Raw genomic sequence first — 16314 nt, forward strand, 5'->3', positions numbered from 1 at the left:
CGCCGTGCTGTCTATTTCATGTCACCGCTTCAGCACCGGCCGTTTATCGGTCTTTAGGGAGAGCCAGGTTCATATGATTCGCCGTTCGTTGCCCGCTGTACTTGCCCTGTTGTTTGCCGCCCCCGTCCTGGCGGCCCCTGCCGGCCAACAGACGCTGTTCAACTTTGTCCGGCCTGCCGCTGTGGTGCAGGTGGCGACACAAGATGCCAGCCTGCCACAGTCCAATGCGGAGCAAACGGCCGAAGGTGAAGTGCTGCGGCGAATCACCTTCAACCCGACCAGTCGGCCCAGCCTGAGTCTGAGCCCACAAAGCGGCGCCTGGGACTGGTCGCAGTCGGGGATGATGAGCCTACGCATCCAGAGCGCGATGAACTGGGCCTTGACCCTCTATGTGACCATTCAAAGCAACGACGGCAAGACCCTGGTCAGCCGCGTCGATCTGCCGGCGGGTCCGGCGCAGACCCTGCTGGTGCCGCTGGTGGCCAGTACTCCTCTGAGCCAGGGCATGAAGGCCGCACCGCCGATGCCGATGACCGTGGACGGCCAGCGCATCCTGCTGGCCAGCAGCGAAGGGCAATTGGACCGCAGCCAGGTGGTGTCGGTGACCTTGTCTCTGGATAGCCCCAAAGCCGCCCAGAGTATCCTCCTCGAACGTTTTGGCGTGCAGGATGGCGAGGGCGTGGTCAGGGCGGTCTACAGTTCTCTGGTGGATGGCTACGGCCAGTCGACCCGGGCCCGCTGGCCGGAAAAGATCGCCAGCGACGATCAGCTCAAGGCGGCCGATGCCAAGGAGCAGCAGCAACTCAAGGCGTGGCTTGGCGAGCGCGAGAAGACTTCCCTGGACAAGTTCGGCGGCTGGGACAAGGGCCCGAGCTTCAAGGCCAGCGGCTTCTTCCGCACGGAAAAACGTGATGGCCGCTGGTTCCTGGTGACTCCGCAAGGTCACCCGTTCTACTCCCTGGGCGTCAACACCGTAGCCCCGGACAACAGCCAGACCTATGTCGCCGGGCGTGAGTGGATGTTCAGCGCCTTGCCCAAGAACGGCGAGCCTCTGGCGAGCTACTACGGTGAGGGCGACAACCGTGGCGGCAACGGCGCCGACCAGGGACGTGGTTATAACGCCGGCCGCTGGTACGACTTCTATCGGGCCAACCTGCAACGCACCTACAGCGCCCCCTGTGCGATGGGCAGCGAAGCCCCGGCCGAAGCCTCCAGTAACGAGCCCAAGCCAGCGGCGCCTGAAGCCGCCGCAGTCCCATGTGCGACACCGGCCTTCGATGAGCGACGCTGGGTCAGCCACACCCTGGACCGCTTGCAGGCCTGGGGATTCAACACCATCGGCAACTGGAGCGCGCCGGCGCTGGGGTTGGCTGACCGGGTGGCCTACACCTTGCCGTTGTCCATCGTTGGTGACTACGCCAGCATCAGCACGGGCAGTGATTGGTGGGGCGGCATGCCGGACCCTTTCGATCCGCGCTTTGCCATGGCCACTGAGCGCGCCGTGGCCATCGCCGCCCGCGACCATCGGGACGATCCCTGGCTGATCGGCTACTTTGCCGACAACGAGCTGGCCTGGGCCGGCCCCGGTGACGATCCGAAAGCCCGCTATGCCCTGGCTTACGGCACCCTGCGCCTGACCACCGATGTGCCGGCCAAACGGGCCTTCCTCAAGCAATTGCGGGACAAATACCGCAATCAGGCGGGCCTGTCGAAAGCCTGGGGCATCGATCTGCCGGCCTGGGAGTTGATGGAAGACCCGGGGTTCGTACCGCCGCAGCCAAGTCCCGAGCACCCGGAGATCGAGGCTGACTTCAAGTATTTCCAGAAAGTCTTTGCCGAGACCTATTTCAAGACCATCGCCGACTCGCTGAAGTGGCATGCCCCCAACCATCTGCTGCTGGGCGGGCGCTTTGCCGTCAGCAACCCCGAAGCGGTGGCGGCCTGTGCCCAGTACTGCGATGTGCTGAGCTTCAACATGTACACCCTCAAGCCTCAGGACGGTCAGGACTTTGCGTACCTGCGCAGCCTGGACAAGCCGGTGCTGGTGACCGAGTTCAATTTCGGCTCCCGGGACCGTGGCCCGTTCTGGGGCGGCGTGACCGAACTGGCCCGGGAGGAAGATCGTGGACCGGCCTACGCCAATTTCCTCAAGCAGGCTGTGAGCGAGCCATCGATTGTCGGTGTGCACTGGTTCCAGTATCTCGACCAGCCTGTAACCGGGCGTCTGCTGGATGGTGAAAACGGCCATTTTGGTCTGGTGGGGATTACCGATGTGCCCTTCCAGGGGTTTGTCGACAGCGTGCGCAAGAGCAACCTGCAGGCTGTGGATCAATTGGGCAAGGAGGCGCAAAAGGCCCGAGTCCAGGCACAACAGGCAGCGGCTGCCGAACACGGCTCCGGGGATGAGGGCAAGGGCCGCGGAGCCAAGGAAGCGGGCGCGCGCGCCGGTGGCCACTCCGGCAACGGCCACTGATCTGTCCAGGGCTCTGGATCAATGAGCGGAGCCCTGTCGGTTGTTCCCAAATCGGTTCAGGGCTGGAACAATGCGCGCCACGTTGTCGAGCATTGTCGTGGGGAGAGTCAGGGTGCAGATTCAAGGTCATTACGAACTTAAATTCGAGGCGGTACGCGAAGCCTTCGCGGCGCTTTTCGAAGATCCCCAGGAGCGCGGCGCGGCGCTGTGCATCCAGATCGGCGGGGAAACGGTCATTGATCTGTGGGCCGGCACCGCCGACAAGGACGGTGCCGAGGCGTGGCACAGCGATACCATCGCCAACCTGTTCTCCTGCACCAAGACGTTCACTGCGGTCACCGCCCTGCAATTGGTGGCCGAAGGCAAGCTCAAGCTGGATGCGCCGGTAGCCAATTACTGGCCGGAGTTCGCCGCGGCAGGCAAAGCCGCCATTACCCTGCGCCAATTGCTCTGTCATCAGGCGGGCTTGCCGGCCCTGCGCGAGTTGCTGCCTGCCGAGGCCCTCTACGACTGGCAGACCATGGTCGATGCCCTGGCCGCCGAGCAGCCCTGGTGGACGCCGGGAGAGGGCCACGGCTACGCGGCCATCACTTATGGCTGGCTGGTCGGCGAGTTGATCCGGCGTGCCGATGGGCGCGGGGCGGGAGACTCCATCGTGGCCCGGGTCGCCACGCCTCTGGGGCTGGACTTCCATGTCGGCCTGGCTGACGAGGAATTCCATCGGGTGGCACATATCGCCCGTGGCAAAGGCAATGTCGGTGACGCCGCGGCGCAGCGCCTGCTGCAAGTGACCATGCGCGAGCCGGATGCGATGACTACCCGGGCGTTTACCAATCCACCGTCTATCCTGACCAGCACCAATAAACCCGAGTGGCGGCGCATGCAGCAACCGGCGGCCAATGGTCACGGCAATGCCCGCAGCCTCGCCGGGTTCTACAGCGGCCTGCTCGATGGCAGCTTGCTGGAAGCCGATATGCTCGAAGAGCTGACCCGAGAGCACAGCCTGGGCATGGACAAGACGTTGTTGACCCAGACCCGCTTCGGCCTGGGTTGCATGCTCGACCAGCCTCAGGTGGCCAATGCCACTTTTGGCTTGGGCGCGCGGGCATTTGGGCATCCGGGGGCCGGGGGCTCCATCGGTTTTGCTGACCCTGAGCATGATGTGGCATTCGGTTTTGTGACAAATACCCTGGGGCCTTATGTATTGATGGACCCCCGGGCACAGAAGCTGGTGCGGGTTTTGTCGGATTGTCTGTAAAAAGGTTGCTGTTAAGAACTTTTTTGCTTAAACATGCTTGGAAAGCTGCAGGACGGAACCCTGTGGCTTTTATAATTTCCAAGCGTCTGTTTGTACCGGTCATGTAGACCGAATTTTTTATCTCATTTTGTGGATATCCCATGTCGTCGAACAAGTCTCTAGCCTTGGCCATCTGCCTGACCGTCACTGGTTGTGCACAAACCCCACAAAATGAAGCGGATGGCGGCCATTGGTGGTCGTTCGGGTCCGATAAGGCCAGCAGCAAGGAAGCCCCGCAGGCCGCTGAAAAACCCGTCACAGCCGAAGCGCCAGCTCCTGCCGCTCCTGCGGGCAAGCCGGCAGTGGCGGCCAAGCCCGCAGCTCCTGCGGCCGCTGCCGGTAAAACCACCGCTTCCGCGAAGCAGGCGGCGCCAGCTGGCAAAGCTCCGGTTGCCGCCAAGCCGGCAGCAGCCGAGCCAGCTCCTGCTCCTGCCCCTGTAGCCGCAGCACCTGCCGCTCCTGCCGCCAAGGCCGAGAGCAGCAACTGGTGGTGGCCGTTCTCTTCCAAGGATTCCGCCGACAAGCCTGTGGCTGAGGCCAAAAAGGCCGAGCCGGCTCCGGCTCCAGAAGTTGCCAAGGCCGCAGACTCCGAGACCCACTGGTGGTGGCCGTTTGCCAAGAGCCAACCCAAGCCACTGAGCAAGGTCAACGTGGCGGACATCCCGATGCCCGACCCGAAAATCACCCAGGCCTGGCTGGACGACTACGAGCCACGCCTGCGTGAAGCCGTTAAGGACAGCAAGCTGCAAATAGAGCGTCGTGAAAATGTGCTGGTAGTGACTGCGCTGGTCGACGCGTCCTTCAACCCGGACCGTCCAGCCATGCTGCTGCCGGTGACCCTGGGCCCATTCACTCGCGTGGCCAAGGCCGTTGAAGGCGATCCCAAGACTGCCGTACTGATTCTCGGCCACGCCGATGCGACTGGCCCGACCCTGGCCAACCAGAAGCTGAGCCGTGATCGCGCCCAGTCTGTTGCTGCCATCTTCAGCCTCAGTGGCTTGAAACAGGACCGCTTGATGCTGCGTGGCATGGGTTCGGTCATGCCACGTGCAGCCAATGACAGTCCTCAAGGCCGTTCGCTGAACCGTCGAGTGGAAATCATGCTGACCCAGCGCAGCACCATGTTGGGCCTGCTGAGCAAATACAACCAGCCGACGCCGTCCGAGACCGAAATGGTCGCCGTGCAGGACGCCAAGCCGCCCGTTCCTGCCGCCACCGGCAAAAAGGCCGCAGCGTCAGCGAAGAAGTCCACCGTTGCCAAGAAGCCGGCAGCCAAGAAGGCTCCAGCGAAGAAAGCCGCAGCTCCAGCAAAGAAAACTACGGCTACCGCTCAGGCTAAAAACTGATTCTCAAGGATAAGGAAGCAGGCATGACTCAGTCTCTGGCTGATATGCGCCGGGATTACACCCGCGATGGTTTGTCCGAGGCCCAGGCCCCGGGCGAACCTTTTGCGCTGTTTCACCAGTGGTTTGCCGATGCGGTGAAAACCGAGCAACCACCGGTAGAGGCCAATGCCATGACGCTGGCGACTGTCGATACCGACGGTCGTCCCCATTGCCGCATCTTGTTGCTCAAGGGGTTGGATGAACAGGGTTTCACCTTCTTCACCAACTACGAAAGCGCCAAGGGCGAGCAACTGGCCGCGCGCCCTTTTGCCGCCATGACCTTCTTCTGGCCGACCCTGGAGCGTCAGGTTCGGATCGAAGGAAGGGTGGTCAAGGTCACTCCTCAGGAGTCTGATGCCTACTATCAGGTGCGCCCTCTGGGGAGTCGGTTGGGGGCCTGGGCTTCACCGCAAAGCCGGGTGATCGCCGATCGCGACCAGTTGCAGGAGTTGCTCAAGGCCACTGAGGCGCGCTTCAGCGATAGCCAGCCCGATTGCCCGGAACATTGGGGTGGTTATCGCCTGCTGCCCGAGCGCATCGAGTTCTGGCAGGGGCGTCCCAGCCGTCTGCATGACCGTTTGAACTATCGCCTGCAGGCGGGGCAGTGGAGCCGGGAACGTTTGGCCCCCTGAAACGCGCAGATCACTCGCCGGGATAACCGGCCGCGGCGGCTTCCAGCCATTGCGGCAGGTCCCGGCGTTTTACTTTCTGGCGTTGGGCCTCGGCCAGCTGTTGCAGCATGAATTGCTTCTTCTGTTCATCGGTTCCGGCCAGGGACAAGGCCAGGTCCCGGTCCACCCAGCGCTTGATGCGCACGTAGAGCCACCAGTGAAAATACAGGCCGGCGATGGTGGTCACGATGATGATGAAGTAATCCATGAAAAATCCTTTGCTCGGTGGCGCTATGCTGGAAACCGGCGTTACCGTATTGAGAAGGTTCAGCGTTCATACAGTCTGTACTTTGGCTGAATGAAACCAATTTTATCCGGGCTGCGCCGTGACAGGCGTCAAGCTGCGGAGTCTAATGTCCATCTGTCCTTTGGAGTTGATCCTATGCGTAAGTCTGTTTTGCTGGTTGCGTCTTTCACCACGATGGCAATGTTGCTCGGCGGCTGTGCCTCAAACCTGACCGGTGACTCTTACTCCCGTGATGAAGCGCGTCGTGTGCAAACCGTACGCATGGGCACCATCGAGTCCCTGCGTCCAGTGAAAATCGAAGGTACCAAGACCCCGATCGGCGGTGCTGCCGGTGCTGTTATCGGCGGTGTGGGCGGCAGCGCCATCGGCGGCGGCCGTGGCAGCATCGTCACTGCGGTGATCGGTGCGGTAGCTGGCGGCCTGCTGGGTTCGGCCACTGAAGAAGGTCTGACCCGTACCCAGGGCGTGGAGATCACTGTCCGTGAAGACGACGGCAGCATGCGTGCCTATGTTCAGCAGGTACAGGAAAACGAAGTGTTCCGTGTTGGTGATCGCGTGCGCATCATGAGTGTCAACGGCACCAGCCGCGTTACCCGCTGATATTTCTGCTACAAAACAAAACCCCGACCAGGCAACTGATCGGGGTTTTGTGTTTTCAGGCTGGCTGATCCTGCTTGATCAGGAGGTCAGCGCCGTGTTCTTGCGGCTGGCGGCGGCGGTAACCGCATAACCGATCAGTGCGGCCAGCAACGAGCCGGTGAGAATCCCCATACGGTCCATGCCGGCGTATTCGCTGCTACCGGGCACGAAGGCCAGGGAGCCGACGAACAGGCTCATGGTGAAGCCGATCCCGCACAGAATCGCCACACCGAGCACCTGTCCCCAGTTGGCGCCGGCGGGCAGGGAGGTGAGCCCGGTCTTGATCGCCAGCCAGCTCAGGCCGAACACGCCGATGGTCTTGCCCAGCAACAGGCCGATGGCGATCCCCATAGGTACATGGTGGGTGAAGCTCTCAAGCGTTACGCCGCTCAGGGACAAGCCGGCGTTGGCGAAGGCGAACAGCGGCAAGATGCCAAACGCCACCCAAGGATGCAGTGCATGTTCCAGTGCCTGGGCCGGCGAGGGTTCGGCATTGCGGGTACGCAGGGGAATACAGAAGGCCAGGGTCACGCCGGCCAGCGTCGCGTGGACCCCGCTCTTGAGCACGCAGACCCAGAGGATCAGGCCGATGATCATGTAGGGGCCAAGTTTCACCACCCCCATTCGGTTCATCGCCACCAACGCAGCGATACAGGCGGCCGCCAGCATCAGCGACAGGGTCGACAGGGCGCCGGAGTAGAAGATCGCGATGATCACGATGGCTCCCAGGTCATCGATGATCGCCAGGGTCATCAGAAACAGCTTCAGCGACGTGGGGACACGCTTGCCCAGCAGAGCCAGGACCCCCAGGGCGAAGGCAATGTCAGTGGCCGTCGGAATCGCCCAGCCATTGAGTGCCGCCGGATTGTCACGGTTGAGAAACCAGTAGATCAGGGCCGGTACCAGCATGCCGCCAATGGCTGCCAGGCCTGGCAGGACGATCTGCGAAGGCTTGGACAACTGGCCTTCCAGGACTTCGCGCTTGACCTCAAGGCCGATCAGCAGGAAGAACAGGGCCATCAGGCCGTCGTTGATCCACAGCAACAACGGCTTGGCAATCTTCAAGGCACCGATCTGGGCCACTACCGGGGTTTCCAGCAAGCCGTTGTACAGCCAGGACAGTGGTGAGTTGTTGATGATGAGAGCCAGGATGGCAGCGGCGATCAATAACAGACCGCTGGCAGCTTCCATGGCAAAGAAACGAGTGAAAGTGCTACGCAGAGGCAAGGTCGCTCTCCATCTAAATCTAAAAAAGGTGGCACACCCTAACCCGTACAGTTAGTTGTTAAAACAAAAGTTATATTCTTTTTTGTTATATGTAGCAGGCAAGCGGCCTGCTGAAAAAGCTCCCTTGCAGTTGTGTTTCCAATTGCTTCCCAGCTGTACCTGTCAGGGGCTGGAGATATTTCCTAACATGTCCGTCGCCAGGGGCTTACAGATGGTTTTCCTCCAGGGAACAATCACCTGATTGCGCCGAACCCGGATCACCTAAGCTGGGTGCATTTCATTTTCTTGCGCCGGTACGGCGTTCGATCCGACGAGAATAGAACATGAGCGACAATCGCCAGTGGGCCCGTGAGGCCATCCGCATCATCGAAGCCGACTTCCAGCGCAGTGCCGACACCCATCTGATTCCGCTGGCGCTTCCAGGCCAGCCGGGTATCGAACTGTATTTCAAGGATGAATCCAGCCATCCCACCGGCAGCCTCAAGCACCGCCTGGCCCGCTCGTTATTTCTCTATGCCCTGTGCAATGGCTGGCTCAAGCCCGGCGCGCCAGTGATCGAGGCCTCCAGTGGGTCCACGGCGATTTCCGAAGCCTATTTCGCCCGTCTCCTGGGGCTGCCTTTCATTGCCGTGATGCCAGCCACTACCTCCCAGGAAAAGATCGCGCAGATCGCCTTCTATGGCGGCAAGAGCCATCTGGTGCAGGACCCGACGCAGATCTATGCCGAATCCGAGCGCCTGGCTCGGGAGAGCGGCGGCCACTTCATGGACCAGTTCACCTACGCCGAGCGGGCCACCGACTGGCGGGCCAACAACAACATCGCCGAGTCGATCTTCCAGCAGTTGCGTTTCGAGCGTTACCCGGAGCCTAGCTGGCTGATCTCCAGTCCGGGCACCGGCGGCACTACTGCGACCCTGGGCCGCTACGTGCGCTATCGCCAGCACAGCACCCGGGTGCTGTGTGCCGACGCCGAGCGTTCGGTGTTCTTTGATTTCTACCAGAGCGGCGATGCCAGTCTGCGTCTGGATTGCGGTTCGCGGATTGAAGGCATTGGCCGGCCACGGGTCGAGGCTTCCTTCCTGCCCAAGGTGATCGACGCCATGGTCAAGGTGCCGGATGCCTTGTCCCTGGCGGCCATGCACTACCTGGCCCAGCGCCTGGGTCGCCGGGTCGGCGGCTCCAGCGGCACCAACCTGATCGGCGCATTGATGGCCGCGCAGCAGATGGCCGCCGCGGGCGAGACGGGTTCGATCGTGGCGATTCTCTGTGACGGTGGCGAGCGCTATGCGACCACTTACTACGATAAGCAGTGGCTGGCGGAGCAGGGGTATGAGTTGGATGCCTTGATCGATTCGGTAGCGGCCAGTGTCGAACGTGGCGAGGCACTACCCGCCAGCGTATTGCGCGCCGGCATCTGAACCTGTCGTAGGAGCCGGCTTGCCGGCGAAGGGGCCCTTGAGCCGTGCGTTGTTCTGGATGACGCCTTCGCTGGCAAGCCAGCTCCTACGGTAGACGGTAGGAGCCGGCTTGCTGGCGAAAGGGCCCGTCCGTCAGGCCTGAATCCCGAGGATGTCCCGGGCCACGGCTTCGGCAATGCGAATCCCGTCCACACCGGCGGAAAGAATCCCCCCGGCATAACCGGCGCCTTCACCGGCTGGATACAACCCCTTCACATTCAGGCTCTGCATCGATGCGTCACGAGTGATACGCAGCGGCGATGAGGTGCGGGTCTCGATCCCGGTCAACACCGCGTCGTGCAGGGAGTAGCCCTTGATCTGCCGCTCGAAGGCCGGCAAGGCTTCGCGAATGGCTTCGATGGCAAAGTCCGGCAGGGCCAGGGCCAGATCGCCCAGGCTCACCCCCGGCTTGTAGGACGGCTCGACGCTGCCCAGAGCGGTAGTGGGTTTGCCGGCGATGAAGTCGCCCACCAGCTGCGCCGGAGCCTGATAGTTGCTGCCACCCAGGACAAAGGCGTGGGACTCCAGGCGTTCCTGGAGTTCGATGCCCGCCAATGGGCCGCCCGGGTAGTCCACTTCAGGAGTGATGCCTACCACGATGCCCGAGTTGGCATTGCGCTCGTTGCGCGAGTACTGGCTCATGCCGTTGGTCACCACCCGGTTCGGCTCGGAGGTGGCCGCGACCACGGTGCCGCCCGGGCACATGCAGAAGCTGTAGACCGAGCGACCGTTCTTGGCGTGGTGCACCAGCTTGTAGTCGGCGGCGCCGAGTTTCGGGTGGCCGGCGTACTTGCCCAGGCGCGCGCTGTCGATCAGCGATTGCGGGTGTTCGATACGGAAGCCCACCGAGAACGGCTTGGCTTCCATGTACACGCCACGACTGTGGAGCATGCGGAAGGTGTCGCGGGCGCTGTGGCCCAGGGCCAGGATCACGTGCCGGGAGTGCAGTTGTTCGCCGCTGGCCAGTTCCACGCCCCGCAGTTGGCCGTCTTCGATCAGCACGTCGGTGACCCGCTGCTCGAAGCGCACCTCACCGCCCAGGGCGATGATCTGCTGGCGCATGTTTTCCACCACGCCGGTGAGGCGGAAGGTGCCGATGTGCGGCTTGCTGACGTAGAGGATTTCGTCCGGCGCACCGGCCTTGACGAACTCGTGGAGCACCTTGCGGCCGTGGTGTTGCGGGTCCTTGATCTGGCTGTAGAGCTTGCCGTCGGAGAAGGTCCCGGCGCCGCCTTCGCCGAACTGCACGTTGGACTCGGGGTTGAGCACGCTTTTACGCCACAGGCCCCAGGTGTCCTTGGTGCGCTGGCGCACTTCCTTGCCGCGCTCGAGGACGATCGGCTTGAAGCCCATCTGGGCCAGCAACAGGCCGGCAAAGATGCCGCAAGGGCCGAAACCCACCACGATCGGTCGTTCGTTCAGGTCTGCCGGAGCCTGGCCCACCACCTTGTAGCTGACATCCGGCGCCGGGTTGACGTTACGGTCGTCGGCGAACTTGAGCAGCAGCGCCGCTTCGTCGCGCACGTTGAGGTCGATGGTGTAGATGAAGCACAGCTCGGAAGACTTCTTGCGCGCATCGTAGCTGCGTTTGAACAAGGTGAAATCGAGCAGGTCATCGCTGGCGATCCCCAAGCGCTGCACGATAGCGGCGCGCAGGTCTTCATCGGGATGGTCGATCGGCAACTTGAGTTCGGTGATTCGTAACATGACAGGATCCGGGTAGGCGGTGCGCAACAGTGCGCCGGCTTGCTTTGCACAAACCGGCGATTATAAGCCGCAATCCACCGTCGCCGTGAGGCTAAAACCGCTGCTCGTCGAATCAGTCGTTGCGCGAGCCGCCGAAATAGCCGCAACCGCGCTGGACCTGACCATCCACCCGCAGCTCGGCGCTCAGGTGCTGGACGCTGCCGGTAACGGGGTCGACGCAGCGTTGCGGTGCGACCCAAAGCTCCACGCGCTGGTGATTGGCCTCGCTGGTGAGGTTGAAACGACCGTCGCCCAGTTGCTCTTCCAGATAGGGCAGGGCCAGGGTTGGTTGGCCGGCGCGCTCGATCATCATGCCCTTGGCACTGACATCGACATTCCAGGCCGGGTTCTTGCTGCCGGCCCGCAGGATCAGACGCTGGAAATTCGGGTCGTTGCAGGCACTGCCGGAACGTTCGATGCGATACAGCTGGCGCAGGTTCAACTGCCCGTCGCTACTGCCGCTGGCGGAAAACTTGCCTCGCAGGTCGGCGAACAGCTTGCCCTGTTTCTCAGCCAGGGTAGCGGCCTCTTGCAGCACACTGGTATCGCCGCCGTCGCGGACCACATAACGGCGATCTTCGGTGCAGGGCTTGAACAGCAACTTGCCGTCTGCCGCACTGAGTTCCCCCTGCATCCGGGTCAGCCCGGCCATGGATGGCGCCTCGGGTTGTGAGTTGAACATCGGCAACATCTGGCAGCCGGCAAACAGCGGCAACAGGGCGAAACAAAGCAGTGAACGGGCGGTGCGCATCATTGGGCCTCCAAGCGGAAGCCGACACGTTACGCAGCCCGCCCGGTCACCACAACCCCGGATTGAACGCGGCAGCGCCATCAACCGTAGGAGTCGGCTTGCCGGCGAAGAGGCCCTGAAGCCTTGTGTGGTTCGGGAGGACGCCTTCGCTGGCGAGCCCTACACAAGCCGGATCAACCGACGTGGTAGGTCTGGCCGGTCTGCAGGCCTTCCACGCTCTTGGCGTAGGCCAGGGCCACGTCGGCCGCCGGCACCGGCTTGAAGCCGCGGAAGTAGGGGGCGTAGCTGCCCATGGCTTCCTGCAGCACGTTGGGGCTGATGGAGTTGACTCGCAGGCCCCGGGGCAGCTCGATGGCGGCGGCCCGCACGAAGCTGTCGATGGCGCCGTTGACCAGGGCGGCCGAGGCGCCGCTGCGGATCGGGTCGTGGCTCAGCACGCCGGTGGTGAAGGTGAAGGAGGCGCCGTCGTTGGCGTATTCGCGGCCGATCAGCAGCAGGTTGACCTGGCCCATCAGTTTGTCCTTGAGGCCCAGGCTGAAGTGCTCGGCGGTCATTTCCCCCAGCGGTGCGAAGGTGACGTTACCGGCGGCGCACACCAGCGCATCGAAGCGCCCGGTCTTTTCGAACAGCGCGCGGATCGACTGGCTGTCGCTGATATCCACCTGGAAGTCACCGCTGGTGCGGCCGATACGGATCACTTCGTGACGCTGGGACAGTTCCCGGTCTACCGCCGAGCCAATGGTGCCGTTGGCACCGATCAAGAGAATTTTCATGGGCTGTTCCTCAAAGGGGGGGGACGAGGTTGCAGTCTAGAGTGGTTTTTTTTGTGGATTAACGCGCTAATAGGCAACCTTTGGTTTTCAAATGGAAACAATCCGTGAGCGAGATGGATGACCTGGCGGCATTTGCAGTATTGGTGGAGGCGGGCAGCTTTACCCTGGCTGCCCAGCAACTGGGGTGCAGCAAGGGTCAGTTGTCCAAGCGCATCAGCGCCCTGGAAGCCCGCTACGCCGTGGTACTGCTGCAACGTACTACCCGTCGCCTGGACCTGACCGCCGCCGGCGCGGCGCTTCTGCCTCAGGCCCAGGCGCTGGTGGTCCAAGTGGAGCGGGCCCATCAGGCCCTGGCCCGGCTCAAGGACGATATGGCCGGCCCGGTGCGCCTGACGGTTCCGGTGTCCCTGGGAGAGACCTTTTTCGATGGCCTGCTGCTGGAGTTCTCCCGGCACTACCCCCAGGTGCAGATCGAGCTGGACCTGAGCAACAGTTACCGCGACCTGGCCCGGGAGGGGTTTGACCTGGCGGTGCGTTCGGAGGTGGCCAATGATCAGCGCCTGGTCGCCCGGCCGCTGCTGGCCTGGCATGAGATGACCTGTGCCAGCCCGGCTTACCTTGAGCAATACGGCGAGCCGCAGACTCCCCGGGAGCTGGCCGAACATCGCTGTCTGCTCAACAGTCATTACAGCGGACGGGAGGAATGGTTGTATCACCAGCGCCACGAGCTGTTGCGAGTGCGCGTCAGCGGGCCCTTCGCCAGCAACCACTACAACCTGCTGAAGAAAGCCGCCCTGGCGGGAGCAGGCATCGCCCGGCTGCCTTCCTATGTGCTGCACAGCGATCTGGCCGACGGTCGCCTGCGCTGGCTGCTGCGGGATTACCAGACCCGCAGCATGCCGATGTATCTGGTGCATCCCTATCAGGGCGGCCTGCCCAAGCGTACCCAGGTGTTGGCCGATTACCTGATGGACTGGTTCCGCCGCAGCGGCGAGGCCCTGGATCGCCTCTAGGGCCGCTCGTCGTTACAGCGCGCGGCGATAGCGACGGGCGAGCAGTTGATCGAGAGAGAACACGCCCGGGCCTTTGGCCATCAGCAGTAGAAGGATGGCCGCCCAGGTGCCGTGGGTCGGGTAGGCATCCGGGTAGACGAACAACTGGATGGTCAGGGTCATCCCCAGCAGCGCCAGGGCGGAAAAGCGCGTGGCCAGGCCCAGCAGGATCAGCACCGGGAAACAATGCTCGGCAAAGGCCGCCAGGTGCGCCGCTACTTCCGGCGTCAGTAGCGGCACGTGGTATTCGCTCTGGAACAGGGGAATGGTCGAATCCGCCAGACGCGGCCAGCCCAGCTGGAAGGTGCCGTCGATCAGGTCGATGGCCAGCCCCTCGACCTTGGTCTGGCCGGATTTCCAGAACACCGCGGCGATGGAGAACCGCGCGATAAAGGCAATCAGGCTGTAGGGAATACGCTCGAACCCTTGAATGATTCGGTTCAGCAGTCCACTAACGGGGGCAGGATTCTGGGTGTTCATGGTCAAGCCTTTTGGTGAGGTTGCAGGTCGATAACGGCGCCGTGGCCCAGCAGCAGGCCCAGGCACTGGCCCAGGTCGAAATCGGCTTGGGCATCCAGGGCATAGGCGGCAGCGATTTCCAGCGGCCAGTGGTTGTGCAGACTGTCGATGAAGGTGGCGCTGCCGGCGTCCAGCGCGATGACCTCCACCTCCAGGGCATTGCGCAGCACCAGGGCGTACTGGCCCTGATACAGGTCGAACGCAGGCCACGCCGCCTCGCTCTGGTGAGCGGCCCACAAGCTGACGACGGCGAAGTGTGAGTGCAGGGTGCGCAGCGACGGATGCAACAGCAGGCGCACCTGCCCGAGGCTGTCTGGCCGGCTCATCGCCGCCGCCAGGTGCGCCGGGTCCAGGGGGCGTGCGTCGGCGGCGTGATAGGCCTCGACCCGCAGCCGTTCCAGGCGCGCCACATCGGCCAGATAGGGCAGGGCGGCGGCGGGAGCAAAGCCCTGGATAAAGTCGCCCAGGTCCTGGCCGTAGTCGCTGAGCAAGGGGCTGTGGGGCGCGAAGTCCTGCACATAGTGACGGGCCATGGCGTCGAAGAAGGCCTGGCCCACCAGTTGCGCCACCACCGGGTAGGTCGCCGAAAGGGCGTTGATCAACGAGCTCTGCACATTGTTGCGATAGACCGCGAAGCGGCTGGCCGGATCGGCGCCGTTGCTGCTGCACAGCCCCGCAGGACAGATCGCCTCGCTGCTCAGCAGGGCGTTGGCAAAGGCGGCTTGGCTGCTCATGGCTGCACCCGGGCACGCTGCAGCAACGCCTGGGCCTGATCGGCCTCGACCACCAGGGTCGCCAGGCTCGGCACCTGATTGTCCCGCTCGATCAGGGTGGCCATGGGGCCGATCCTCTTCAGCGTTTGCCGATACAGGGCCCAGACTTCCTGGTCCACCGGAGCGCCGTGATCGTCGATCAACAGACGGTCACCGAGGTTGTCTCGGTCTTCGGCGAACCCGGCCAGATGAATCTCGCCCACGGCGTGCAGCGGCAGTGCCTGCAGATAGGCCAGGGGATCGCGTTGGTGATTGATACAGGAAACGTAGAGGTTGTTGACGTCCAGCAGCAGGCCGCAGCCGCTGCGCTGGATCACCTCCTGGATGAAGTCCGTTTCGTCCAGGGTCGAGCGCTGGAATTGCAGGTAGGTGGCCGGATTCTCCAGCAGCATGGTTCGCCCCAGATGGTTCTGCAGCTGATCGATGTGTTCGCAGACCCGCCGCAGGGTCGGCACGTCGTAGGCCAGGGGCAGCAGGTCATTGAGAAACACCGGGCCGTGGCTGGACCAGGCCAGGTGTTCGGAAAAGGACTGGGGTTGATAGCGCTCGATCAAGACCGCCAGGCGCTGCAGATGCTCGGTGTCCAGGGGCCCTTCGCCGCCAATGGACAGGCCGACACCGTGCAACGACAGCGAATAGTCTTCGCGGATCAACCCCAGGTAATGATGGAAGGGCCCGCCCGCCACCATGTAGTTCTCGGCGTGCACCTCGAAAAAACCGACATCGGGTCGCTGTTCGAGGACATCCTTGAAGTGTTCGCTCTTGAGCCCCAGGCCTGCACGGGGCGGCAGGCACGAGGCGGACGCCTGAATGTCGTGGCGGGGACGCTGGATCAGGGCTGTGTTCATCATCGACACTCAGGCAGGCGCGGGATCAGGACTTGGCTTTGAAGGCTTCGAGCTGGCCGAAACCGGTGGGCGAGGTGCTGCTGGCGGTTTTTTCGCAAGTGCCTTTTGGCACCAGTTTCCAGGCGTTGGCCTGGTCATTGAGCTTGGAGGTCCCGGCGCAGGTGGTGCCGGCGCCCGCGGCACAGTCGTTCTTGCCCTTCATGGCCACGCCGAAGCATTTCTCCATGTCGCCGGCCGCCTGGGCGGTGGTGGAGACGGCAGCGATGCTCAGGGCGGAGCCCAGAGCCAGGACCAGGGCGGTAGCGGACAGGGTGCGAGTGTTGCTCATGGTGTTTCTCCAGATCGGGGTGGGTTAAGGAAGCATTCGTGCTTGCTTACCCCTCTAGAGAAGGCTCATCGGCATTCGTTACAGGTGGGGACAGTTTTTTATTCCGGGATAAAAAAAACGGCCCCGAA

Annotated in this window: 16 protein-coding genes; 7 read left to right on the top strand and 9 right to left on the bottom strand. The window is 62.8% G+C overall.

Annotated features, from left to right (window positions below; genetic code table 11):
- Positions 1–73 precede the first annotated feature (73 nt).
- From ACSSVC_RS10330 to pdxH, 4 genes are all read left to right on the top strand, one after another.
- The gene (locus ACSSVC_RS10330; protein WP_492612251.1) at positions 74–2473 is read left to right on the top strand and encodes a beta-galactosidase; all 2400 of its coding nucleotides are present in this window, start codon (positions 74–76) and stop codon (positions 2471–2473) included.
- Between the two features lie 112 nt (positions 2474–2585).
- Entirely contained in the window at positions 2586–3731 is a 1146-nt protein-coding gene (locus tag ACSSVC_RS10335) for a serine hydrolase domain-containing protein (protein ID WP_346635853.1), read from the top strand.
- A gap of 140 nt (positions 3732–3871) precedes the next feature.
- Positions 3872–5116 carry an OmpA family protein gene (locus ACSSVC_RS10340; RefSeq protein WP_404938450.1) on the top strand — a complete coding sequence of 415 codons (1245 nt, stop codon included), beginning with the start codon at positions 3872–3874 and terminating at the stop codon, positions 5114–5116.
- 23 nt (positions 5117–5139) lie between these two features.
- A complete protein-coding gene (gene pdxH / locus ACSSVC_RS10345; RefSeq protein ID WP_346635851.1) occupies positions 5140–5787 on the top strand; it encodes a pyridoxamine 5'-phosphate oxidase in 648 nt (215 codons plus the stop codon).
- A 10-nt stretch (positions 5788–5797) separates the two neighbouring features.
- Here pdxH and ACSSVC_RS10350 read toward each other — a convergent pair whose 3' ends face one another.
- The gene (locus ACSSVC_RS10350; protein WP_123727741.1) at positions 5798–6034 is read right to left on the bottom strand and encodes a hypothetical protein; all 237 of its coding nucleotides are present in this window, start codon (positions 6032–6034) and stop codon (positions 5798–5800) included.
- Between the two features lie 174 nt (positions 6035–6208).
- Here ACSSVC_RS10350 and ACSSVC_RS10355 point away from each other — a divergent pair, with 174 nt between their 5' ends.
- A complete protein-coding gene (locus tag ACSSVC_RS10355; RefSeq protein ID WP_025127763.1) occupies positions 6209–6673 on the top strand; it encodes an outer membrane lipoprotein in 465 nt (154 codons plus the stop codon).
- A gap of 78 nt (positions 6674–6751) precedes the next feature.
- Here the strand turns inward: ACSSVC_RS10355 and nhaA are convergent, their stop codons facing one another.
- Entirely contained in the window at positions 6752–7939 is a 1188-nt protein-coding gene (gene nhaA / locus ACSSVC_RS10360) for a Na+/H+ antiporter NhaA (protein WP_346635850.1), read from the bottom strand.
- 323 nt (positions 7940–8262) lie between these two features.
- Here nhaA and ACSSVC_RS10365 point away from each other — a divergent pair, with 323 nt between their 5' ends.
- Positions 8263–9357, top strand: a complete 1095-nt coding sequence (locus ACSSVC_RS10365; RefSeq protein WP_346635849.1) for a PLP-dependent cysteine synthase family protein — start codon at positions 8263–8265, stop codon at positions 9355–9357.
- A gap of 132 nt (positions 9358–9489) precedes the next feature.
- Here ACSSVC_RS10365 and ACSSVC_RS10370 read toward each other — a convergent pair whose 3' ends face one another.
- The 3 genes from ACSSVC_RS10370 to ACSSVC_RS10380 all read right to left on the bottom strand — a co-directional run bounded on the left by ACSSVC_RS10370 (position 9490) and on the right by ACSSVC_RS10380 (position 12666).
- Complete coding sequence (locus ACSSVC_RS10370; protein WP_402889490.1) at positions 9490–11103, bottom strand: NAD(P)/FAD-dependent oxidoreductase; 1614 nt, start codon at positions 11101–11103, stop codon at positions 9490–9492.
- A 112-nt stretch (positions 11104–11215) separates the two neighbouring features.
- The gene (locus tag ACSSVC_RS10375) at positions 11216–11893 is read right to left on the bottom strand and encodes a COG3650 family protein (protein ID WP_346635926.1); all 678 of its coding nucleotides are present in this window, start codon (positions 11891–11893) and stop codon (positions 11216–11218) included.
- 173 nt (positions 11894–12066) lie between these two features.
- Complete coding sequence (locus tag ACSSVC_RS10380; protein WP_346635847.1) at positions 12067–12666, bottom strand: short chain dehydrogenase; 600 nt, start codon at positions 12664–12666, stop codon at positions 12067–12069.
- A gap of 104 nt (positions 12667–12770) precedes the next feature.
- Here ACSSVC_RS10380 and ACSSVC_RS10385 point away from each other — a divergent pair, with 104 nt between their 5' ends.
- Positions 12771–13679, top strand: coding sequence for a LysR family transcriptional regulator (locus tag ACSSVC_RS10385; protein WP_346635846.1), 909 nt, complete (start codon positions 12771–12773; stop codon positions 13677–13679).
- A 12-nt stretch (positions 13680–13691) separates the two neighbouring features.
- Here ACSSVC_RS10385 and ACSSVC_RS10390 read toward each other — a convergent pair whose 3' ends face one another.
- From ACSSVC_RS10390 to ACSSVC_RS10405, 4 genes are read right to left on the bottom strand one after another with little or no spacing between them, the layout of a single operon-like run.
- On the bottom strand, positions 13692–14198 hold the full coding sequence (locus ACSSVC_RS10390) for a DoxX family protein (RefSeq protein ID WP_492612252.1): 507 nt from the start codon (positions 14196–14198) through the stop codon (positions 13692–13694).
- A 2-nt stretch (positions 14199–14200) separates the two neighbouring features.
- Complete coding sequence (locus ACSSVC_RS10395; RefSeq protein WP_346635844.1) at positions 14201–14971, bottom strand: HvfC/BufC family peptide modification chaperone; 771 nt, start codon at positions 14969–14971, stop codon at positions 14201–14203.
- Positions 14968–15858 carry an MNIO family bufferin maturase gene (gene bufB / locus ACSSVC_RS10400; protein WP_346635843.1) on the bottom strand — a complete coding sequence of 297 codons (891 nt, stop codon included), beginning with the start codon at positions 15856–15858 and terminating at the stop codon, positions 14968–14970. Before bufB ends, ACSSVC_RS10395 begins: the two co-directional genes overlap by 4 nt.
- A gap of 25 nt (positions 15859–15883) precedes the next feature.
- On the bottom strand, positions 15884–16186 hold the full coding sequence (locus ACSSVC_RS10405; RefSeq protein WP_346635842.1) for a BufA1 family periplasmic bufferin-type metallophore: 303 nt from the start codon (positions 16184–16186) through the stop codon (positions 15884–15886).
- Between the last annotated feature and the right edge of the window lie 128 nt (positions 16187–16314).

It is taken from the genome of Pseudomonas sp. E1BtOHC1 (assembly GCF_058744285.1).